The sequence below is a fragment of the Proteiniphilum sp. genome, assembly GCF_040307845.1.
Lineage (GTDB): Bacteria > Bacteroidota > Bacteroidia > Bacteroidales > Dysgonomonadaceae > Proteiniphilum.
Map to the genome: position 1 here is coordinate 111,034 of NZ_JAWRIS010000062.1, position 24,665 is coordinate 135,698.

Genomic DNA, 24,665 nt, shown 5'->3' on the forward strand with positions numbered 1-24,665 from the left:
AAGTAGAAAATCAGATGAAAAAGGAAGATAAAAAACAAATAATAGAGCAGATAGCCGCTAATCTCCAGGAGTATGAAAACTTCTATCTTACCGATATCGCTACACTCAATGCAGCGAAGACGAGTAATTTAAGAAGGGAATGCTCCAAACAGGGGATCAAGCTGGTAGTGGTGAAGAATACCCTATTGCAGAAAGCATTTGAGTCGCTCGAAAGAGACTATAGCGAACTGTATCCCATCTTGAAAGGGAATACGGCCATTATGTTCTCTAACACAGCGAATACTCCTGCCAAGCTCATCGATAAATACAAAGCCGATAAAATACCGGCTTTGAAAGGCGCCTACGTTCAGGAAAGTTTCTTCATCGGAGGAAATACTTTGCAGGACCTGGTGAATATCAAGAGCAAGACCGAGTTGATCGGAGATGTGATCGCACTGTTGCAATCACCTGCAAAGAACGTTATTTCCGCACTTCAATCCGGTGGCAACACGATCCACGGGGTATTAAAAACATTGTCGGAAAGATAACTGTCCAGTCGGGACGTGTATGCCTGACGCAGATAGTTGAAAAAAAATTTACAACAAACAGAATTAGTAATCAATTTAAATAAATACAACAATGGCAGACTTAAAAAAATTTGCTGAAGACCTGGTTAACCTGACTGTAAAAGAGGTTAATGAACTGGCTGAAATTTTAAAAACCGAATACGGTATTGAACCGGCAGCCGCAGCGGTTGCCGTTGCTGCAGGCCCCGCCGCAGCTGGTGAAGCCGCTGTAGAGGAAAAAACAGAATTCGATGTAATCCTCAAGAGTGCAGGTGCAGCAAAATTAGCTGTAGTTAAAGCAGTGAAAGAACTCACCGGGCTTGGTTTGAAAGAAGCCAAAGACTTGGTAGACGGAGCTCCCAGCGAATTGAAAAAAGGTGTAACAAAAGACGAAGCAGACGCTTTGAAAAAACAACTTGAAGAGGCTGGAGCAGAAGTTGAACTTAAATAACATTTACCTAATTTAGGTTAATATGGTTAGGAATCTTCTATCGGAAGATTCTTAACCTTTTGTGTCAATATATAGTAGGTTCAAAAACTCACATCCATGTCTTCAAATAAAGCCAATCAAAGAATCAATTTTGCGTCGATCAAAAATCCGCTTGATTATCCCGATTTTCTGGAAGTACAGTTAAAATCGTTTCAGGATTTCCTCCAACTCGACGCCCCCCCCGAAAGTAGAAAGAATGAAGGATTGTATAAGGTTTTCACGGAAAATTTCCCCATTGCCGATACCCGTAACAACTTCGTCCTTGAATTTTTAGATTACTATGTGGATCCCCCGCGCTACTCCATCGACGAATGTATAGACAGAGGACTCACCTACAGTGTTCCGCTGAAGGCTAAATTGTATCTATATTGTACCGATCCCGATCACGAAGATTTTACCCCTGTTATTCAGGATGTATATCTTGGTACGATCCCCTATATGACTGAGAAAGGTACGTTTGTCATCAACGGGGCCGAGCGTGTCATTGTTTCGCAATTGCACCGCTCTCCCGGCGTATTCTTCGGGCAGAGCATGCATGCTAATGGTACAGTGCTTTACTCCGCCCGTATCATTCCTTTTAAGGGATCATGGATTGAATTCGCTACGGATATCAACAATGTGATGTATGCCTATATCGACCGGAAAAAGAAATTGCCGGTCACCACGCTGCTGCGTGCCATAGGATTCGAAAGCGACAAGGATATCCTTGAGATCTTTGATCTGGCTGAAGAGGTAAAAGTAAATAAAGCAAACCTCAAAAAAGTGCTGGGACGCAAATTGGCCGCGCGCGTACTGAAATCGTGGATGGAAGATTTTGTCGATGAAGATACCGGTGAGGTAACATCCATTGAAAGGAATGAGGTAATTATTGAACGTGAAACCATACTGGAGCAGGAGCATATCGATGAAATCATCGAATCGGGCGTAGCTTCCATCCTGTTACATAAGGAAGCGGCCAACACCTCCGATTATTCTATCATTTATAACACATTACAGAAAGACCCGAGTAATACGGAGATTGATGCCATCCGCCACATCTACCGCCAGCTGCGAAGTGCAGAACCGGCCGATGATGCCAGTGCGAGGGAGGTAATCAACAATCTCTTCTTCTCGGAGAAAAGATATGACCTGGGCGACGTAGGGCGCTACAGGATCAACAAGAAACTGAATCTCGACACCGATGCCGACACACGTGTGCTCACGAAAGAAGACATGATCGAGATCATCAAATACCTGATCGAACTTGTCAACTCCAAAGCCATGGTGGACGATATCGACCACCTCAGCAACCGTCGTGTACGCACGGTAGGGGAACAATTATATACCCAGTTCGGCGTAGGTCTGAACCGTATGGCACGTATTATCCGTGAACGAATGAACGTGCGCGACAACGAGGTTTTCACCCCGATCGACCTGATCAACGCGAAAACCATTTCATCCGTCATCAATACGTTCTTCGGCACCAATGCACTCTCGCAGTTCATGGACCAGACCAACCCGCTGGCGGAAATCACCCACAAACGCCGCCTGTCGGCACTCGGGCCGGGAGGACTTTCGCGTGAGCGTGCCGGGTTCGAGGTGCGTGACGTGCACTACACCCATTATGGACGTCTCTGTCCCATAGAGACACCCGAGGGTCCCAATATCGGGCTTATCTCCTCACTTTGTGTCTATGCGAAGATCAACGATCTCGGATTTATTGAGACACCGTATCGCAAGGTAGAGAAAGGAGCGGTGAATATCAACAACGATGAAGTGATCTATCTTGCTGCCGAAGAAGAGGAAGACAAACTGATTGCACAGGGAAATGCGCCGCTCGACGACAAGGGGAAATTCATCAACCCGAGGGTGAAAGCAAGGCAGGATGCCGACTATCCCGTGATCGCCCCCGAAGAGGTGGAACTGATGGACGTATCGCCCATGCAGATCGCTTCTATCGCCGCGTCGCTGATCCCGTTCCTTGAGCATGATGATGCCAACCGTGCATTGATGGGATCGAACATGATGCGCCAGGCTGTCCCGTTGATGAGAACCGAATCGCCCATCGTAGGTACAGGTATCGAAGGACAAGTTATCCACGACTCCCGTACCCAGATCATGTCTGAAGGAAGCGGAGAGATCCTCTATGTAGATGCCACTACCATCAAAATAAAATACGACCGGACTGAAGAGGAAGAATTCACCAGTTTCGAGGATGCCGTAAAAACATACAACATCCCTAAATTCCGGAAAACCAACCAGAATACCACCGTTGACCTGCGTCCTATTTGTAAGGCGGGACAAAAGGTGAAAGCTGGCGATATCCTTACAGAAGGATATGCTACACAAGCCGGAGAACTGGCACTGGGCAGGAACCTGAAAGTAGCATTCATGCCTTGGAAAGGTTACAACTTTGAGGATGCCATCGTATTGAACGAAAGGTTAGTAAGTGAAGATATCTTCACATCTATCCACGTGGAAGAATTTTCTCTTGAGGTACGCGAAACCAAGCGGGGGATGGAAGAACTCACTTCCGACATACCCAACGTAAGTGAAGAGGCAACCAAGGACCTCGATGAAAGAGGAATTGTCCGTGTGGGAGCACGTATCAAACCGGGAGACATCCTGATCGGCAAGATCACCCCGAAAGGCGAATCCGATCCTTCCCCCGAAGAAAAACTGCTCCGCGCTATCTTCGGCGACAAGGCCGGTGATGTAAAAGATGCTTCACTGAAAGCTTCTCCATCACTGAAGGGTGTGGTTATCCATACCAATCTTTTCTCTAAAGCATCCAAGAAAGGAAAGACTAAACTTTCCAGCAAGGCGCTCCTTCCCAAACTCGATGAAGAGTATGAGCTCAAGATGGAAGAGTTGAAAAAAGTGCTGATCAATAAGTTGCTCGCACTCACCGAAGGCAAGACCTCCGTGGGAGTGAAAGACTACACCAATATGGATATTGTTCCCAAAGGAGCAAAATTCACACACAAGGTGCTCGCTGAGATCGATTACCAATCGATCCAATTGAACAAATGGACGGCTGATGCTCAAAAGAACGAGCAGATCCGCACTACGGTAATCAACTACCTGCACCGCTACAAGGAACTGGATGCCGAATTGAAACGGAAACGTTTCGACTTTACCATCGGTGATGAGCTTCCTTCGGGAATCATGCAGATCGCCAAAGTATATGTGGCGAAAAAACGCAAGATACAGGTAGGAGACAAAATGGCAGGCCGCCACGGCAACAAGGGTATAGTATCCAGGATTGTACGCCAGGAAGACATGCCTTTCCTTGCCGACGGAACACCGGTGGATATCGTGTTGAACCCGCTGGGTGTACCTTCCCGTATGAACCTCGGACAGATATTTGAGACCGTACTCGGATGGGCCGGACAGGAGCTGGGCGTGAAATTTGCTACTCCCATTTTCGACGGAGCATCACTCGACGACCTCAACACATGGACCGATAAGGCTAAAGTACCGGCTTATGGTAAGAGCTATCTCTACGATGGCGGTACCGGCGAGCGTTTCGACCAACCTGCTACCGTGGGTATCATTTATATGCTCAAACTCGGGCACATGGTGGAAGACAAGATGCATGCCCGTTCTATTGGTCCTTACTCGCTGATCACACAACAACCGTTAGGTGGTAAGGCGCAGTTCGGAGGCCAGCGTTTCGGAGAGATGGAGGTTTGGGCACTCGAAGCATTCGGTGCCGCACATATCCTTCAGGAGATACTTACCGTCAAATCAGACGATGTGGTAGGGCGCTCCAAAGCGTATGAAGCCATCGTGAAAGGTGAGCCGATGCCACAGACCGGAATCCCCGAATCGTTGAATGTATTACTTCACGAATTGCGTGGACTGGGTCTTAACGTCAGTCTCGACTAATCAACAATAATTTAATGCGCTGAGGCGTATCGCCCCATCCCGATAAATCGGGATCTCCGCTTCGCTTCGATTGGCTCATTATCTTATTAGCACATTAAACATCATAACTCTTTATACTTAATTAGTATATGGCATTTAGAAAAGAGAACAAAATAAAGAGTAACTTCTCAAAAATCACAATTGGGCTGGCATCGCCCGAACAGGTTCTGGAGAACTCTTTCGGCGAAGTATTAAAACCCGAGACCATCAACTACCGCACTTATAAGCCCGAACGCGACGGTCTGTTCTGTGAACGGATCTTCGGGCCGGTAAAAGATTACGAATGTCACTGCGGGAAATACAAACGTATCCGCTATAAAGGCATTGTCTGCGACCGGTGCGGTGTGGAAGTTACCGAGAAGAAAGTACGCCGCGAACGTACGGGGCATATCCACCTGGTGGTTCCTGTGGCTCATATCTGGTATTTCAGATCGCTGCCAAACAAAATAGGATACCTCCTGGGAATCCCGACAAAAAAACTGGACTCCATTATCTATTACGAAAGATACGTGGTGATTCAACCCGGCGCTTTGGAAGACCAGGTAGCAGAGAAGGATCTTCTCACTGAAGATGAATACCTCCAGTTACTGGACACGCTCCCCAAAGAAAACCAATTACTTGAGGACAGCGATCCCAACAAGTTCATCGCGAAAATGGGAGCAGAAGCAATCCTCGACCTACTGGAAAGGATCAACCTCGACAAGCTGGCTCACCAACTTCGTCACCGTGCAAGCACCGACACCTCTCAACAGCGCAAGAACGAAGCGTTGAAGCAACTGCAGATAGTGGAGGCTTTCCGCGGATCGAAGAATATCAACAAGCCGGAATGGATGATCATGAAAGTGATCCCCGTCATTCCGCCCGACCTGCGTCCGTTGGTTCCGTTGGATGGGGGTCGTTTCGCCACTTCCGACCTCAACGACCTCTATCGTCGTGTGATCATCCGTAACAACCGCCTGAAACGTCTTATCGACATCAAGGCTCCGGATGTGATCCTGCGCAACGAAAAACGTATGTTGCAGGAAGCGGTAGACTCGCTGTTCGACAACTCACGTAAATCGAGTGCGATCAAGACTGAGTCGAACCGTCCGTTGAAATCACTTTCCGACAGTCTGAAAGGGAAACAGGGACGTTTCCGCCAGAACCTGCTCGGTAAGCGTGTGGACTACTCGGCACGTTCGGTAATCGTCGTGGGACCCGAACTCAAAATGCATGAATGCGGCTTGCCGAAAGATATGGCAGCCGAACTATATAAACCATTTATCATCCGTAAGCTCATCGAAAGGGGCATCGTCAAGACGGTGAAATCTGCCAAGAAAATCGTGGACAGAAAAGAACCGGTGGTATATGATATCCTCGAGTACGTGATGAAAGGGCATCCGGTACTGCTGAACCGTGCCCCTACCCTCCACCGTCTGGGTATCCAGGCATTCCAGCCCAAGCTGATCGAAGGTAAGGCCATTCAGTTGCACCCGCTTGCCTGTACGGCATTCAACGCCGACTTCGACGGTGACCAGATGGCAGTCCACCTGCCGCTCGGCAACGAAGCCATCCTCGAAGCACAATTGTTGATGCTCGCCGCCCACAATATCCTCAACCCTGCCAATGGGGCACCGATCACCGTTCCCTCACAGGACATGGTATTGGGATTATATTATATCACCAAGATCCGCCCCGGCGCAAAAGGGGAAGGCATGACCTTCTACGGGGAGGAAGAAGCCATTATCGCTTATAATGAAGGAGCAGTGGATGTGCATGCCCTGGTGAAGGTAATCGTGGATGATATCGACGAAGAGGGCAACCCTATCCGTAAGATGCACGAGACCACCGTGGGACGTGTAATCACCAACGAAGCCATCCCCAAAGAGGTAGGATATATCAATGAACTGCTTTCCAAGAAATCGCTCCGCGATATTATCGGAAAAGTGATCAAGACCTGTGGAGTAGCCCGCACGGCACAGTATCTCGACGATATCAAATCGCTCGGTTACTATATGGCTTTCAAGGGAGGACTCTCGTTCAACCTCGAAGACGTGATCATCCCTGCTGAAAAGGAAACACTTATTGCTGAAGGATATGCCGAAGTGGAACAGATCATGGATAACTACAATATGGGGTTCATCACCTACAACGAACGTTACAACCAGATCATCGATACCTGGACGCATATCAACTCCAAGCTTTCGAATATCCTGATGAAGCAACTTGCCGAAGACGACCAGGGATTCAACTCGGTATATATGATGCTTGATTCGGGTGCCCGTGGTTCACGCGAACAGATCCGCCAGTTGTCGGGTATGCGTGGATTGATGGCCAAACCGCAAAAGAGCGGCGCCGAAGGAGCGCAGATCATCGAGAACCCCATCCTTGCGAACTTCAAGGAAGGATTGTCGGTATTGGAATACTTCATATCCACCCACGGTGCCCGCAAGGGTCTTGCCGATACGGCGTTGAAGACAGCCGATGCCGGGTACCTTACCCGTCGTCTGGTTGACGTGTCACAGGATGTGATCATCAATGAGGAAGATTGCGGCACACTGCGTGGCCTGGTGGCTACCGCCATCAAGAATAACGACGAGGTGATCGCCTCACTCTACGAGCGTATTTTGGGACGCGTGTCGGTACATGATGTGCAGCATCCCAACACCGGAGAGATCATTGTGAACGCAGGAGAAGAGATCACCGAAGATATAGCGAAGAAAATAGAAGAATCACCCATCGAGCGGGTAGAAATCCGTTCGGTACTCACCTGCGAATCGTCACACGGCGTTTGTGCGAAGTGTTACGGAAGGAACCTCGCTACCGGCAGGATGGTACAGAAAGGTGAAGCGGTGGGTGTAATCGCCGCCCAGTCCATCGGTGAACCGGGTACACAGCTTACGCTGCGTACGTTCCACGTGGGGGGGATCGCTTCCAACATTGCTGCCGAAAACAGCATTGTGACCAAATACGATGGTACGCTCGAATTCGACGAACTCCGTTATGTAGAAACTACTGATGCCGAAGGCAAACCCTACAAAGTAGTAGTGAGCCGCCTGGTGGAAATGCGTATCGTAGACCCCAACACCAAAATCGTGTTGCTGGCGCACAACATACCTTACGGTTCGAAACTCTATTTCAACCAGGGTGACAAAGTGACAAAAGGCGACCTGATCTGCGAATGGGATCCGTTCAATGCGGTTATCGTTTCCGAAGCATCCGGAAAGATCAGGTTCGAGAGTTTCACCGAAAACCTCACTTATAAAGTCGAGTCTGACGAGCAGACCGGTTTGAAGGAGAAGGTGATCATCGAATCACGTGATAAAACCAAAGCACCTTCGGCACATATCGTGGATGAGAATGACGATGTACTACGCACTTACACCCTTCCACTCGGATCGCACATCGTGAAAAATGAGAACGACGATATCAAAGCCGGGGATGTGTTGGTGAAAATCCCGCGTGCCGTAGGCAAGGCAGGTGATATCACGGGAGGTCTGCCGCGCGTAACCGAGTTGTTCGAAGCCCGTAACCCGTCCAATCCGGCGGTGGTCGCCGAAATCGACGGCGAGATATCGTTCGGCAAGATCAAACGCGGGAACCAGGAGATTTCCATCACCTCTAAAACAGGTGAAGTGAAGAAATACATGGTGCCCCTATCCAAACAGATATTGGTACAGGAAAATGACTATGTACGCGCAGGAATGCCACTCTCCGACGGAGCCATCACCCCGTCGGATATTCTGGCTATCAAGGGCCCGACGGCCGTACAGGAATATATCGTGAACGAAGTACAGGACGTATACCGTCTACAGGGCGTGAAGATCAACGACAAGCACTTCGAAGTCATTGTACGCCAGATGATGCGTAAGGTAGAAGTAGTGGACCCGGGTGATACCCGCTTCCTCGAGCAGCAACTGGTCGACAAGAATGAGATGATGGAAGAAAACGACCGTATCTGGGGCAAGAAAGTGATTATCAGCTCCGGCGACTCGCAACTATTCGAACCGGGACAGATCGTGACCGCCCGTAAGCTGCGCGACGAAAACAGTTCGCTGAAACGTCGCGACCTGAAACCGGTGGAAGCACGCGATGCCGTTCCCGCCACCGCAAACCAGGTGTTGCAGGGAATTACCCGTGCAGCACTCCAGACGACCAGTTTCATGTCGGCTGCTTCGTTCCAGGAAACTACCAAGGTATTGAATGACGCTGCCATCAACGGAAAAGTCGATTCACTCGAAGGTCTGAAAGAAAACGTGATCTGTGGGCACCTTATCCCGGCCGGTACCGGCCAGAGGGAGTTCGACAAACTGGTAGTCGGTTCACGCGAAGACTTCGAGAAACTGAATGCCAACAAACGTGTAAACTTATTCCAGGAGGCTACGGAGGAATAAATTCTTAGTAGCTAGCCACATTTATGAGGCTGTCTTTATTTTTGAGACAGCCTCTTTTTTTAGGAGGAAAGTCAATGGAGATAGATTTTGTGATTACTTGGGTCGACATGGACGATACTGAGTGGAAAAAAAATTTCGCCAAATATTCCGGAAAGATAGACAACACCAAAAACGAAGTTTCGGAAGCACGCTTTCGTGATTATGGCTTTTTAAAGTATTGGTTTAGAGGGGTTGAAAATTTTGCACCTTGGGTTCGTAAGATTCATTTCGTAACTTGCGGTCAAAAACCCGATTGGTTGGACGAGAATAATCCGAAACTGAATCTGGTGTCCCACAAAGACTTCATCCCGAATGAATTTCTGCCAAGCTACAATTCTGTTGTGATTGAACGGTATTTGCATAAAATCCCCGATTTAGCCGAGCATTTTGTGTATTTTAATGACGATTTCTATATTATTAACTCCATTCGTCAAGAGCGCTTTTTCAGAAACGGTTTGCCTTGCGATATTGCAGTATTTCAATACAATCCCGGTTGGTCCCAATGGTACAAGCGTATTAAAAACAATATCAGGGTCATAAACGAACATTTCGACAAAAAGGAAGTAATGGCCCAATATAAGGATAAATGGTTCGACAAATCCTACGGATCCAAGGCACGATGGAACTACCTTCTAAAACCATACGGCAAATTTGTGACATTACGTACGCCTCACAATGCGCAACCCTTTTTGAAAAGCACTTTCGAAGAAGTTTGGGCGGCTGCCGGCAAAGAGTTAACCGAAACATCGGTGAACAGGTTCAGGGCATTAAATGATTTGACGCCGGAGCTTTTTCGTACCTGGCAAATATGCCAGGGAAATTTTGAACCATACAATACCTATCAGGATACAAAAATGTTCCCGCTGATGGTGAGACCCAAACAAGCGGTACGAGCCATCCGTGAGCAATCCTACTCGCTCGTGTGCTTGAACGACAACATACATATCAGAGATTATGTGAAAACGATGGACGAGATTCGCACTGCATTTGAAAGTATTTTGCCCGAAAAATCAAGTTTTGAAACGAGCATGAACACCATTACACCCAAGGGATGATTATCGCGAGTTCCATACACCAACAAGAAAAAATAAAATAATCGTATGAATAACAGAATAGAAAAAAAATTCATCATGCATCTCATCAATGAATCAAAATTGCTAACGCGAGATTCAATGATGCTGAAAAATATGAGATGCTTTTCTAAAAAGAGAACTTATTTTTAGCCATGGAAATAACAAACGCAATCGCAAGCAGGCGAATTGCGTTTTTATATTTTTAGGAGCTTTCTCCTTGCTGTCGAAAACAAGGGTCAATTGTTTCGAGACTTGTTCTAAAGAATTGTTTTTAGCTACATATTCACGACATTTTCCACCCAGCAGTAAAAGGTCATTATAGCACCCTTTATATTTGTCTCGAATTGAAATTATTTGCTGTTTCAAAGCTTCCTTATGTTCAACAGGATTGTTGTAGGTATAAGAAAAGAACATTGATTTGTCTTGTATATCGGCAAGCGTTCCCGTTAGAGACGAAATAACGGATCGTCCATAAGAAAACGCCAATAGTGTAGCTCCACTGTTTAATGAAGATTCTAAATTGTAAGGAAAAACGAAAAGATGACAGTTTGCCGATATCTCAGGAATTTCTTCATCAGCAATAAATCTGAAGTTGGTTTTAATATGCTTGTTTTCACCAATTAAGTCTTGAAAATATTTCGTATCCCAACATCGTCCGATTATCTTTAACTCGACATCATCGAAATCCAGTTCGTTTATCGCCGAAATAAGTAGTTCAATGTTCTTATATGCTTTTATTTTTCCGAAAAAACACAATGATAATTTGTCATTCCGGAGGTGGTTTTCAGATTTTTCTGAACCATATATTCCGATATAATTCGGATGCGGAACATAAACAATTTTACTCAAAATGTCCGGATTGTTAGGACAAAGGTCCTTAATTATTTCCACAGATTCCTGACAATGAATCACTATTTTATGAGCGATGCTTGCCATTGAAATCATAATCTTCTTTGCCTTCTGAGTATTTCGAATATCATGTGGAATTTTGTTATGAACATTCCAGATGATTTTTTTCTTTGTAGCAGCTAAAAGTTTAATAACAGAAAGAGAATCAAATTTTTCAATCCAATGATGCCATATATAATCAGCGGAACCTCTCTTTTTGCCGGGCAGTGGCTCTATATCTAGCATACGTACCGCTGTTCTCATCAAATCCATGTATTTGTTTTCCTTTCCGGATGGAGCGATACTACAGGTAAGTTTATTGTTTGATTCTCTCATCTTATTTGACAATTTAGATAAATTATTATACATCAGCAGGAGAGTATCTTATTCGTTCAGCTAACTTTGCATATTGTCCTTTCCCTGGTGGTACTAATTGACGAAGAAATATATAAGTTCTGTTTCGGCTACAGTCACCCCCCTTGCTAAAACAGTACTTTTTTTCAATCGGATTTTCTCTAATTCAGTCATATTATTGTTTACCATATTTATAAGCGTTTGAAATTATTCATCAAATAGTTACTTTATTGAAATACAGCCAATACAAAAATACAACAATAGTCGGACATAATCAATATGAGCAATTATGTTTTTTTCAACGGATCCAATCAATATCGGACTTCCGGCATGTTTTTTTGGATTACAAATTTTTTATCCTTTTACTCTCCTCATTGATAGAAGAACGTGACTGATATTTACTTTTTTGAGAACTGAAACGATAAGTAAGAGAGAAATTCACCAGTTGGCGATCATAATAATAATGATAACCGATATACCTGTTATTGAGAGTAGTATAGGTGGTCATATCGTCCGTGCGGAACACATCGTTCCATATAATGCCTGCAGTCAATTTATCACTTGAGAATGATTTTCGAATACCTATATCCATCCTGAAGACCGGGTCGAAATAAAAAACATTCTCCAATCCCTTTGTAAAATACCGGATATTCGCATTTACCTTGAAACCGTAAGGCAATGTAAAGTCAAAGCCCGAATAAGCATACCACATGGGCTGTTTCAGATTGGCTATTTGCGACGCTCTATCGTTGCTGATAGTATAAATCATGCCTGTGGACAGATAACCACTAACCCACCTGTTTTGATAGGGCAGCACTGCATCCACCGATAAAACATCTGATTTATTGATATTCTTTTGGGTAATCCTCGTCAAAACCGGATTCATGGGATCTTGCTCCACATACCACGCTAACAGATCATTCTTTCTTGTATAACTGACTCCCAATGTTATCATTTTCAAATAGGATAATTTCAAGGTCAGGGCGTGGCGAATTTCAGGCACCAAGCCGGGATTTCCCTGAAAATAAGTTGTCGAATCCACATAGTCTATGGCAGGATTCAAATCCTGAAAAGTGGGTCGGGATATTTTCATCGCATAAGAAAAATTCACGTCCCAATCTTTCGCAATATTCCAATTTAGAGTAGCGCTTGGAAAGATATTCCATTGGGTGGTATCCTGCACAACCACATCCGTGGTCGCATAGTTATCTGAAACCTCCATTCTCGCCCCAAGTTCGGCATCTATTTTCCCGAATCGGTTGGACAACAGGAAATAGAAGGCTCCGATATTCTCTTTATAGTCGTAATCGATATCACGTAAAATGCCACCTCCCGTTGAAAATAGCGTATTACTCCGATTATGCATATTGCTGTATTTTACTCCTGTCTCCAACCTGTACCCTTTTGGAAGGGGAATAGAAGCATCCGTTTTGAAAGATGCAATGTCAATTGTGGCCTTTACGTCGTTTTGTTTTGTGATAACAGTCGAATTTCCGGTTTCATGGATAAGGGCATTCGATTTGGTATCGTAACGCGACCGGTCCAACACGGCATTCAGTTTCATCCCCGTGGGAGACGATTGATAAGAATAATACGCAGTAGCTGTCTGGTAATTTCTTTTAAAAGGGATTTCCTGCAATGACGCCAATTCGGATACCGGCGGCAGATGAATGTCGGCAGAACTATAAGTACGGCTGGTCTCCTCTTTCTTGTTATTTCCGTCCAGGAATTGGTCACTCAATTGCAGTCCCACTTTATGCTTGTCGGAAAGATCATAATCTCCCGATAACCGGATACGATGGCTTCCAGTGGTCCTGTTGATGCTTTCCATATCCACTAATCCGTATAGTGGCGGTATTTCATTCGTGTAGTCCCTCACATACGATTCGGTAATAAGGCTTTTTCCCGTGGAGTATGCGTAAAAGCCGTAAAACGATACTCTATCTGTTTTAGCTGAAATTTCAGTCCCCATATATGGGTTCCAATAGGTTCCCTTGCTCATCCGGCTGGTAACCGCCGCGCCAAATCCATCACGTTTCGCCTTTTTAGTAGTAATCTCGATGACAGCTTTGCCTTTTGCATCATATTTTGATGAAGGATTGGTGATAATATCTACTTTCCGGATTTCGGAAGAAGAGAGCGTCCCGAGTGATTGGCTTGCCGGCAATTCCCGCCCATCCACTATAATCATCGCATTACCAACTCCTAAAACGGATATCCCGCTCTCTTCGACTCTAACACGTGCGGCTTTCTGTAACACGTCCACAGCCGAACCTGATTCGCTCAAAGCGGTTCCCTCCACGTTCAATGTAATACGATCGGTTTTCATGCTAAACATGGGTAATGAAGCCTTAACAACCACTTCATTCAGCGTATAGCTTTGAGAAGCAAGGCGGATTTCTGCCAACTCTTCAATGTTAGACGAAACCAAAAACAAGGTATCCCTGAAACCAAAAGAGGTCACCTTCATTAAAACAGGAAGCCGATTCGTCTCAATGAAGAAATCAGGATCTAAAAAGAAATCTCCCTTATAGAGGGTTGAATCCTGAGGCGACAACAATATCACATTATAGCCGTCTGTGGGAGAACCGTCTTCACTAAGGACTTTACCTGAAATTTTTTGAATGGATTGCGCACTGGTCCAATAAGGAATGAATGATAATACAAGAAAAATGATTGTTGCCTTCATACTCGTTTCACCTGTTTTTATGTTTGAATTTGCTGCAAACATACATCACAGAATACGGAACCGAAAATTATAGTGACAACCAGACCGGTTTAGTGATCAAATGCAAAAATATGCGTCCTATCACAGCATTTTGGGACGAAATACAAACTTTCAACGCAAGATATCCCGGAAAGATTTGAGGTAAGTTCTGGAAACAGGTATTTCTTCAAGGGTGTCATAAAGGGACAATTTATATCCCTGCGCATTTCCGGTTACGTTGTGAATCTTTTGGGTATTGACGATAAATGTACGGTGGCATCGCACGAATACCGGTTGATCCTGCAATGACTCCTCCACTTGCTTGATGGTAGTACGAAGCAATTTGTACCCGACCTTATTATCCTGTTTATAATGCACATTGACATAATTACCGGTAGCTTCAATGAATAGTATATCCTCAGGGCTGGTTATTAACGACTCTTTGGTAGAACCGGTAAGTGTGATAACTCCCTCTTCTGTTTTATCCGGGGTTACTCTTTCGGCAAGCGCTTTGTTCATCACCTTCGCCTCGTTTAGATTCCGTTTCAAAGCCCGGTTTTGAATAATAAAAGTGATGATGCATAGCGGTATCATGCCAATTGTCAACGAAGCGAACATATCCGTCAGGAAAACCGGAAGATAATTTTCGGGAGGATGGGTGATGAAAACAAAATAATTAAGTGATGTGACACTTAATCCCATTAAAATGATAAGGAACAGATAAGACAATAGTGTCTTGCCTACCGTCCATCTCTCAGCAGTGTAATATTGTTTAAATATTTTTGGAAAGACCACAAATACAAGCGTACCACATAGCACAGTAGCCAGCGTAAACCATAATAAAACGCTCATTTGACCGCTAAAGCCAAAAGGTTCGAACAGGGATAAAATCAAAACGACAATAACTGTTACCAAGATAACGGTCAGCCAGGGCCGGTCGTTTACCGGCGCCGGTTGGGACAAATATTTTGCAAGTTTATTTTCCATTTATAGTTTGCTCTATCATAAATATTGACCTATCATGTGGTTATTGCTTACATATCACACATAATAAATATTTCCCCATTATGTCGGAAAATATTAAAGAAAGCGTACCCCATGAAGTATTTTTGACAATATTAAAACACTCATTATCAAGCGACTTTCTCTTGACTATGTTTTTCTTTAAACATTTTTTGAGTCCTTTTTGAACCCTCTCTTTCGCCTCTTCAACTGAAATAGCACGGTAAAAATACTCCCTACTGCCCGGTGGATTTCTTTAGGTACTCGTAGATTGCCTGCTGTGCGCGCACAGGAGGAGCATCAGCCGGAGCCGTATCCCGTTTGAAGACGTTCTGCAGGTTTTCATCGATCCAGACCGCGCTTTGATTGTCTCCAAGCTGTATTTTTAATATATCGATGATCTGTCGTTTCAACGATTCAGTATATATGGGAAAAGCCACTTCAATGCGGCGGTGCAGGTTGCGTTGCATCCAGTCGGCCGAAGTCAGGTAGATGTCCTCTTCCCCTCCGTTAAAGAAGTACCAGACCCGTGCATGCTCGAGATAGGCGTCCACAATACGGGTCACCGTGATATTTTTACTGTACGGCTGGTTGGGAACCAGACAACATATCCCGCGTATAATCAGGTCTATCTTTACTCCCGCCTCGCTGGCCCGGTAAAGCGCATCGACCACACCCCTATCTTCCAGGCTATTCATTTTCAGTATGATGTAACCGATACCGCCGTTTTTCACCTGATTGATCTCCCGCTCGATCATCCTGTGGATCTCGGGAAGCATATTGAACTGTGTCACCAAAAGGTGCTTGAAATTATGCATGTAAGGTTTTCCTTCCAATACCCGGAATACCTCATCGATATCCCTGATAAATTCTTTATTGGAGGTGAGCAGTCCCTTGTCGGAATAGATACGGGCCGTCTTCTCATTGAAATTGCCCGTTCCCAGATAAGCATATCCCTTAATAGGCTCATCCGGATCGTTGCTGCGCTTGCGCACATAGGCCAGTTTGGCATGTACTTTTAACCCCGGCAGGCTGTAAATGATCTTTACCCCTGCCTGTTGCATCAGTTCGGAGGTAAGATAATTGTTCATCTCATCGAACCGGGCTTTCAGTTCGACAAATACTGTCACCTTTTTTCCGTTCTTGGCAGCGCTGATCAGGCTGTTGATAACGGCAGAATTCTCCGCCACCCGGTACTGAGTCACCTTTATTTCCAGCACTTTCGGGTCGAATGCTGCCTGCATAAGGAACCGCAACAGATAATCGAACGACTGGTAGGGGAAATGCAGCAACACATCCTGTTTCCGTAATACCCTGAGGATAGAACTATTGGCTTCCACTTCCGGCACCCGGAGCGGTGGCGGCAGATGCTGCTTCAATGAATCCCCCACAGGATTGGGTAACTTGGAAAGATCTGCCCTGTTCAGGTAACGCCCGGAAGGAAGCAGCTCTTCCTCTTCAATCTCATATGCCTCACAGAGATAGTGCAGAAAATAATCCGGCATATCCTTATCATACTGAAACCGGGTGACCGCCCCTATCTTCCGTTTGCGCACCTTGCGCAGGATCTCCTCCGCAATATCTTTCTGATCCTCGTCTTCCAGGGAGAAGTCGGCATCGCGGGAGATCTTGATGCTGAAACAATCCTCAATCCGATATCCCGGGAATACACTCTGCATATTGGCCTTGATCACATCATCAATAAACATGATATAATACTTGCCATCATAGGAAGGAAGTTCAATAAACCGGGGAATTTTGGTATAAGGAATTTTCATAATGGCATAAGTATACCCCTGCTTCTTCTTTTTTTTCAACAGGCTGATAACCTGATAAATGCGACCATCCTGAATAAACGAATGGATATCATCCTTCTGAATAATCATCGGTTGCAAATAGGGAAACACCTCTTCATTGAAATATTTGCTTACATATTCCTGATGGAATGGCTCCACCTTGTCACTCTGATAGAGTATGATGCCATTGCGCCTCAACTCCGGTAATATCATCTCATGAAAGATATCATCATACTCCTCCTCCTGGGCCGTGACCTCATTATTGATCTGTACGATGGTCTTCATCGCCTCCTCCACCGACTCGTCACGCTTGATACTCTCCAGCAGGGAACTGTGGTATCCTGAGACACGTATTTTATAAAATTCTTCCAGATTGGAAGCATAGATGGCGAGAAATTTAATCCGCTCGTATACCGGCAACCGCTCATCCCTGGCCTCTAAGAGAACACGGTAATTAAATGACAGCCAACTAATATCGCGTTTGAAATACCTATATATAGAGTTGTTCATATTTTGAATTCGATTCCTTTTTGAATTATGCGATAAAAATAATAACTTTGGCCGAATAAAAAAAATGAACGTTTTCGTTAAGCAATACGAACAGAAGACAAGCTTGCTTGGATTATGTCGTTGCGAGAAAACGCCAAATGAAATTGAAAAGAATCGGCTTGCTTTCAGACACCCACGGTTATTGGGATCCTAAATTCGAGACATACTTTGCCCCGTGTGACGAAGTATGGCATGCCGGCGACATAGGCTCACTTGCCCTGGCACAACAATTCGAAGCATTCAAACCCTTCCGTGCAGTGTATGGCAATATCGACGATGCTGCCGTCCGCAGGGCATATCCCCACACGTTGCGTTTCACCCTCGAAAAGGTGGATGTAATGATCACCCATATCGGCGGTTATCCCGGCCGTTACAACCCGGCCGTCCTTCCGAAGTTACGTGACAACCCTCCAAAACTTTTTATTGCAGGCCACTCCCATATACTGAAAGTGATATACGATAAAAAACTGGAATGCCTCCACATGAATCCCGGTGCTGCGGGAAAATACGGCTTCCATCAGGTACGCACGCTACTCCGTTTTGTGCTGGACGAAGGGAATATCAGAGATTTGGAAGTTATCGAGATCGGAAAACAAGTGTAGACAGGGGGACTGGGAGATGGGGGGAAGCCGGTTGTAAAAAGATAGAGGGTAAAGGCGTTAAAGAGATTTGGAAGAAAAGCTATAACAATCCGGGGAAAAATGACAGAATAATTTTCCCTGCTCCCAACAGCATGAGGATGGCACCTACTGTCCGGTTCAATAACACCAATCCTCTGCGGTTAAAATGTCTACGTAAACGGGAAACCATGGTCGTGAGAAAAAACCACCATCCAAATGTAGCCATGATAATACCGGTTAATCCGGCAACAAAAAAATTTCTCCCATCACCCAAAGGATTAAATGAAAAGTGGGCATAAAGGCCCATGAGGATCAGGATAATCGCCACATTGGAAAAGGTAAGTAAAAACGATGAAATAAAATCCTTCACATAACGTGTCTCCTTGCACAACTGATCGGGAGTCCAGTCTCTCAAAGGGTTAGAACGGAAAACCATGAGGCCGAAGAAGAAAAGGACAACGCTCCCCACCCCTTGTATCGTTTGTTCATATTTGTCAAAGAAATCGGCTACTAAACCCACGCCTACCAATGTAATCAAAACATATATCAAATCTGACAACATGGCTCCCATTCCTGTTATGAAGCCATGCCGCCAGCCACGGCTAAGCGTTCGTTGAATGACCAGCATATTAATCGGGCCCATAGGGGCAGAGACCAACAATCCAATGAGAAATCCTTTGGCGATTGTTTCAAACATATACAGCTCTTTACAGAGATATGACTCTAATATTTCCGTTGCAAAGGTACATTCATTATCAAAAAGGACAAAAAAGTTTATTAACTTTGTGATTCCATTCAGATTGATAAAAGTTTGACAAAAAAGAGATATGATTACATTTTTCAAAGCTCCCTCCCAAAGCGTAATCGCCGTACAAACCCATTCGGAATTCACTCCTGAAGATGTTAAGAAACTGATCTGGTTATTTGGCGAAGCGGAAATGCTCCCCGTAGAAAGTATAGACCAACCCTTTATCGGCCCCCGCCGTGAGATGATCACTCCATGGAGCACTTGCGCAGTGGAAATCACCCAGAATATGGGTATCGGGGGAATTACACGCATCGAAGAATACACACCCTATATGAACGGTGACACAACGGAATTTGATCCGATGTTACAACGCAAATATGACAAACTGGACCAGACTGTTTTCACTATTGACAAGCAACCCGAAGAAATCATATATATCGATGATATCTCTGCTTACAACCAGGCGGAAGGATTGGCACTGAGCAATGAGGAAATCGACTACCTCAACGGCGTTAGCCAAAAGATGGGACGTAAATTGACCGACAGCGAAGTGTTCGGATTCTCACAGGTCAATTCCGAGCACTGCCGCCACAAGATATTCAACGGTAAATTCGTCATCGATGGTGAAGAAAAAGAGATGACGCTGTTCCAGTTGATCAAGAAGACCTCTATCGTCAACCCCAACAGCCTGATCTCGGCCTACAAGGATAATGTGGCTTTCATACAAGGCCCTGCCATACAGCAGTTCGCACCGGCAAGCGGCGACAAGCCTGATTTCTTCCGGACCAGGGAGGTAGAAAGCGTGCTCTCGCTCAAAGCCGAAACGCATAACTTCCCCACAACCGTAGAACCGTTCAATGGTGCGTCTACCGGTACGGGTGGCGAAATCCGCGACCGGCTTGCCGGTGGGAAAGGCTCGTTGCCGGTGGCTGGGACAGCCATTTACATGACCTCCTACCCCCGCCTCGAAGAGGGACGTGCATGGGAACAAACGCTTCCCCCACGCCCGTGGCTCTATCAAACGCCTGAACAAATACTTGTCAAAGCTTCCAACGGAGCATCCGATTTCGGGAACAAATTCGGCCAACCACTGATTTGCGGGTCAGTACTCACTTTGGAGCATGTCGAAAACGACAAGAAGTTCGGTTACGACAAGGTGATCATGCTTGCCGGCGGTGTAGGATACGCCAATAAACGCGATGCAAAAAAAGGTGAGCCGGAGAGCGGTGAGAAAGTAGTGGTACTGGGCGGCGACAATTATCGCATCGGTATGGGTGGCGGCGCCGTTTCGTCGGTCAATACAGGAGAATACGCTGCCGGCATTGAACTCAACGCTGTGCAACGCGCCAACCCCGAAATGCAAAAACGGGTAGCCAACGTGATCCGCTCTCTGGCTGAGTCCGAAGAAAATCCCATTGTCTCCATCCACGACCATGGTGCGGGCGGTCACCTGAACTGCCTGTCGGAATTAGTGGAGCAGACAGGTGGTGTGATTGAGATGGATAAACTGCCGGTGGGCGACGAGACACTTTCCGCCCGGGAAATCATTGGCAACGAAAGCCAGGAACGGATGGGTTTGCTGGTAGCGCAAAAAGATATAGAACGCATTGAACGGATCGCCTCCCGTGAACGGTCTCCCATGTACGTAGTGGGTGAGACTACAGGTGATATGAAATTCACCTTCCGCCAGCCGGACGGTACCTGCCCCATTGACATGGAATTGGAGGATTTCTTCGGAAAGCCACCCGTCACCATCATGGAAGACAGCACCATCACCGAAGCATACAGTGCGCCCGAATACGACCAAGAATCACTCAGCACCTATATAGAAAACGTACTGAAGTTAGAGGCGGTCGCCTGTAAGGATTGGCTTACCAACAAAGTGGACCGCTCCGTGACCGGAAAAATCGCCCGCCAGCAGTGCCAGGGAGAAATCCAGCTGCCGCTGAGCGACTGCGGCGCCATCGCACTCGATTACAACGGCTATGCCGGCATGGCCACATCACTCGGACATGCCCCACAGGTAGCCATGATAGACCCTGCCGCCGGTTCGGTGATGGCAGTGGCCGAAGCGCTTACCAACATTGTTTTCGCACCACTCGCCGACGGACTGCAATCCGTCTCCCTCAGTGCCAACTGGATGTGGCCCTGCCGCAATCCGGGAGAGGATGCCCGTCTTTACAAAGCCGTGGAAGCCTGCTCCGACTTTACCTGCGACCTGGGCATCAATATCCCTACCGGAAAAGACTCGCTCTCGATGACACAGAAATATGGCGACGATAAAGTGTATTCTCCGGGTACGGTGATTATCTCCGCCGCCGCCGAAGTGAAAAATATCCGTAAGATCGTGTCGCCCGTGCTGGCCTACATAAGAGGCACCTACCTCTATTACATCGATTTCTCGTTCGACACCTTCAAGCTGGGAGGTTCGGCATTCGCCCAGACCATGAGCAAGATTGGGGACGAAGCACCCACAGTAACCGATGCCGAATATTTCAAGAATACCTTCGCCGCCGTACAGGAATTGGTGAACCGCGGATTGATCCTTGCCGGACATGATATCTCCGCCGGAGGAATGATCACCACCCTGCTCGAGATGTGCTTCGCCAACCCGCAAGGTGGACTGGAAGCACGTTTCGATAAGATTCACCATGCAGACCTGATTAAAATTCTCTTCTCTGAAAATCCGGGAGTAATCATCCAGGTGAAACATCACCGCTTAGTGGAGAAAATCCTACAGGATTACGGCGTAGGAGCGGCCATCATAGCGCGTCCGATAGAAGAGCGCAAATTGGTGATCTCCAAAGATACCTTCCGTAAAGAATTCGATATCGACCAGTTGCGGGATATATGGTACAAAACCTCCTACCTGCTCGACCGTAAGCAGAGCGGAGAAACCTGCGCTGCACAGCGGTTCGGGAATTATAAAAACCAACCGCTCCAGTTCGGTTTCAACCCTTCTTTCACCGGAAAGATGGAAGACCTCGGGTTGAATTCCGGAAGGCAAGAACGGTCTGGACTCACTGCCGCCATTATCCGTGAAAAAGGCACCAATGGCGAACGGGAGATGGCATACACGCTTTGGTTGGCCGGCTTCGACGTAAAGGATGTACACATGACCGACCTCACGTCCGGGCGCGAGACATTGCAAGATGTGCAGTTTGCCATCTTCTGCGGGGGCTTCTCCAATTCCGACGTACTGGGCTCCTCCAAGGGATGGGCCGGTGGTTTCCGCTATAACGAAAAGGCGAAAGCCGCCCTGAATAATTTTTTCGCCCGAGAAGACACGCTGAGCCTCGGCATCTGCAACGGTTGCCAGTTGCTGATGGAGTTGGGATTGATCTACCCGGAGATGGGCGACAACCATCCCAAGATGCAGCACAATCTGTCCCATAAATTCGAATCCACTTTCGTCAGTTTAGAGATTCCCAAGAATAATTCGGTAATGCTCCAATCGCTCGAAGGCACAAAACTGGGCGTATGGGTAGCCCATGGCGAAGGCCGTTTTAGCCTGCCGGAATCGGAGTCCGCTTACCATATCGCTGCGAAATACGTCTACGACGAATATCCGGGCAATCCCAACGGTTCAGACTTTGCCACTGCCGCCGTCTGCTCCCGCGACGGGCGCCATCTGGCGATGATGCCTCACCCCGAACGCTCCATCTTCCCCTGGCAAAACGCCTGGTACCCGCACGCCTACCGCAAGCATGAGGTCACACCATGGATGGAAGCGTTCGCCAATGCGAGGGAGTGGATAAAAGAAAATGTTCAAAAGAAATAAAACGGATACATAGAATCAGGAAAGGAGGCGAAAAATCAATGGATCCAATTTTCACCTATAAGATGAAGGTGCGTGACTACGAGTGTGACACGCAGGGACATGTAAACAATGCTAATTATCAGCATTATTTCGAGGTGACACGACATGAGTTCCTGGAAAAAGTAGGACTCAATTTTCATGAATTGCATTTGCAGGGGATTGATGCGGTAGTCTCACAGGTGGAGATTCGGTATAAAGTCCCTTTGATTGGCATGGATGAGTTCAATTGTACGGTACATCGTATCGAAAGAGTAGGCGTGAAATATATTTTCCATCAGAAGATCATTCGCCTATCAGACAATACAGTGTGCGCCAAGGCAAAGATCGAGGTGGTGAACCTGGTGAACGGCAAATTGTCGCAACCTGAAATATTTGATGAAGCGTTTGCGGAATATATTTGAAGTGATTAGGTGCCTAAGTGGTTAAGTTGAAAAGAGGAATGGTGGAGAGGTACTCTTCGAGTGACAGTGTACTTTGCGCGATAATTAGTAATTGATAATTTCAGAGCCATGCGCACAAACAAAGACCTATATCGGATAGCGCTCACACAGATCAAAGGCGTGGGAGTGATGCACGCCCGCACTTTGATGCAGGTGATAGGCGACGAGGAGGCGATCTTCAAAGAGGATGTCCGCAAGCTGGAAGCCATTCCCCGCATCTCAAGACGGTTGATCAATGAGATTCGTGATCCGGAAGTACTGAAAAAAGCAGAAAAAGAGTTGGCATTCGTGGAGAACAATAAGCTAAGGCTCTTCTTCTTTACCGACGACGATTATCCCCAACGGCTTACCCAGTGTATTGACGCACCCCTGTTGCTCTATGCCAGAGGCAATGCCGATTTCAACCACCAAAAGACCATCAGTGTGGTGGGCACACGCAACTCCACCCGATATGGTGAAGATTTTTGTAAAGAGTTCATCGAAGAGCTATCACGCAGGATACCCGACGTACAGGTCATCAGCGGACTGGCGTATGGCATCGACATCTGTGCCCACCGGGCAGCATTGAAGCACAACCTCTCCACTGTGGCCGTACTGGCACACGGCCTGGACCGCATCTATCCCCAGATACACCGGCAGACAGCTGTGGAGATGTTGCAACAAGGAGCGCTACTTACCGAATTTCCCAGCGGTACCAATCCTGACAAGCACAATTTCGTGAAGCGCAACCGTATCGTCGCCGGCATGGCGGATGCGGTCGTAGTGATTGAATCGGCTGAGAAGGGAGGATCACTTACTACTGCCGACATTGCCAACTCTTACTACAGGGAGGTTTTCGCTATACCGGGCCGTATCCGCGATAAAATGTCGACCGGTTGCAACAGGTTGATATCGGACAACAAAGCCATCCTCTTTCAAAGCATCGACGGTTTTATTTCTCACATGGGATGGGAACCCGATGAGAAGCAATCTATCCCGATACAGCAAGACCTCTTCCCCGAACTATCGGAAGAAGAGTCGGTACTATTCGAAAAACTCAACGAAAAGGGAGCCATGCATGTGAACACCCTGGCTATCGAACTCAACATTCCTGTCTCGGATTTGTTTATGACATTACTGGAATTGGAAGTAAAAAATATTGTTACATCACTCCCGGGAGGAATGTATCAATTAGTGTGATTTTTTTTATATCTTTGACATAAAAAGTGCGAATCACAAGCAAAAGGATCATACTACTTTTTGGTGTTGTACTAATCCTTCCGTTCAGCCCAAAATCACAGGAAGATAGTTACACGTGCCTTTGGTAAATAAC

Annotated in this window: 14 protein-coding genes; 9 read left to right on the plus strand and 5 right to left on the minus strand. The window is 46.4% G+C overall.

Features of this window, described 5'->3' with window-relative positions; translation table 11 throughout:
- Window positions 1–14 precede the first annotated feature (14 nt).
- The 5 genes from rplJ to ABV001_RS16275 all read left to right on the plus strand — a co-directional run bounded on the left by rplJ (window position 15) and on the right by ABV001_RS16275 (window position 10,411).
- Window positions 15–527, plus strand: coding sequence for a 50S ribosomal protein L10 (gene rplJ, locus ABV001_RS16255; RefSeq protein ID WP_352423770.1), 513 nt, complete (start codon window positions 15–17; stop codon window positions 525–527).
- A 91-nt stretch (window positions 528–618) separates the two neighbouring features.
- Entirely contained in the window at window positions 619–996 is a 378-nt protein-coding gene (gene rplL / locus ABV001_RS16260) for a 50S ribosomal protein L7/L12 (protein WP_076931514.1), read from the plus strand.
- A gap of 96 nt (window positions 997–1,092) precedes the next feature.
- Complete coding sequence (gene rpoB / locus ABV001_RS16265) at window positions 1,093–4,905, plus strand: DNA-directed RNA polymerase subunit beta (RefSeq protein ID WP_352423771.1); 3,813 nt, start codon at window positions 1,093–1,095, stop codon at window positions 4,903–4,905.
- A 128-nt stretch (window positions 4,906–5,033) separates the two neighbouring features.
- Window positions 5,034–9,317 (plus strand): DNA-directed RNA polymerase subunit beta', encoded by a 4,284-nt coding sequence (rpoC, locus tag ABV001_RS16270; RefSeq protein ID WP_352423772.1) that lies wholly within the window; start codon window positions 5,034–5,036, stop codon window positions 9,315–9,317.
- Between the two features lie 74 nt (window positions 9,318–9,391).
- On the plus strand, window positions 9,392–10,411 hold the full coding sequence (locus ABV001_RS16275) for a stealth family protein (RefSeq protein WP_352423773.1): 1,020 nt from the start codon (window positions 9,392–9,394) through the stop codon (window positions 10,409–10,411).
- A gap of 114 nt (window positions 10,412–10,525) precedes the next feature.
- Here the strand turns inward: ABV001_RS16275 and ABV001_RS16280 are convergent, their stop codons facing one another.
- The 4 genes from ABV001_RS16280 to ppk1 form a co-directional block, all read right to left on the minus strand.
- On the minus strand, window positions 10,526–11,653 hold the full coding sequence (locus ABV001_RS16280) for a glycosyltransferase family 4 protein (RefSeq protein ID WP_352423774.1): 1,128 nt from the start codon (window positions 11,651–11,653) through the stop codon (window positions 10,526–10,528).
- Window positions 11,654–12,014: 361 nt separating this feature from the next.
- Window positions 12,015–14,360, minus strand: coding sequence for a TonB-dependent receptor domain-containing protein (locus ABV001_RS16285; protein ID WP_352423775.1), 2,346 nt, complete (start codon window positions 14,358–14,360; stop codon window positions 12,015–12,017).
- A gap of 150 nt (window positions 14,361–14,510) precedes the next feature.
- Complete coding sequence (locus tag ABV001_RS16290) at window positions 14,511–15,365, minus strand: LytTR family DNA-binding domain-containing protein (RefSeq protein WP_352423776.1); 855 nt, start codon at window positions 15,363–15,365, stop codon at window positions 14,511–14,513.
- A gap of 251 nt (window positions 15,366–15,616) precedes the next feature.
- On the minus strand, window positions 15,617–17,686 hold the full coding sequence (gene ppk1 / locus ABV001_RS16295; RefSeq protein ID WP_352423777.1) for a polyphosphate kinase 1: 2,070 nt from the start codon (window positions 17,684–17,686) through the stop codon (window positions 15,617–15,619).
- 143 nt (window positions 17,687–17,829) lie between these two features.
- Here ppk1 and ABV001_RS16300 point away from each other — a divergent pair, with 143 nt between their 5' ends.
- Window positions 17,830–18,327 (plus strand): metallophosphoesterase family protein, encoded by a 498-nt coding sequence (locus ABV001_RS16300; RefSeq protein WP_352423891.1) that lies wholly within the window; start codon window positions 17,830–17,832, stop codon window positions 18,325–18,327.
- Window positions 18,328–18,406: 79 nt separating this feature from the next.
- Here the strand turns inward: ABV001_RS16300 and ABV001_RS16305 are convergent, their stop codons facing one another.
- Window positions 18,407–19,042, minus strand: a complete 636-nt coding sequence (locus tag ABV001_RS16305; protein WP_352423778.1) for a LysE family translocator — start codon at window positions 19,040–19,042, stop codon at window positions 18,407–18,409.
- 130 nt (window positions 19,043–19,172) lie between these two features.
- Here ABV001_RS16305 and purL point away from each other — a divergent pair, with 130 nt between their 5' ends.
- The 3 genes from purL to dprA all read left to right on the plus strand — a co-directional run bounded on the left by purL (window position 19,173) and on the right by dprA (window position 24,532).
- Window positions 19,173–22,874, plus strand: a complete 3,702-nt coding sequence (gene purL / locus ABV001_RS16310) for a phosphoribosylformylglycinamidine synthase (protein ID WP_352423779.1) — start codon at window positions 19,173–19,175, stop codon at window positions 22,872–22,874.
- A gap of 38 nt (window positions 22,875–22,912) precedes the next feature.
- Complete coding sequence (locus ABV001_RS16315) at window positions 22,913–23,314, plus strand: acyl-CoA thioesterase (protein WP_294082339.1); 402 nt, start codon at window positions 22,913–22,915, stop codon at window positions 23,312–23,314.
- A gap of 108 nt (window positions 23,315–23,422) precedes the next feature.
- Window positions 23,423–24,532 carry a DNA-processing protein DprA gene (gene dprA, locus ABV001_RS16320; RefSeq protein WP_352423780.1) on the plus strand — a complete coding sequence of 370 codons (1,110 nt, stop codon included), beginning with the start codon at window positions 23,423–23,425 and terminating at the stop codon, window positions 24,530–24,532.
- Window positions 24,533–24,665: the final 133 nt, after the last annotated feature.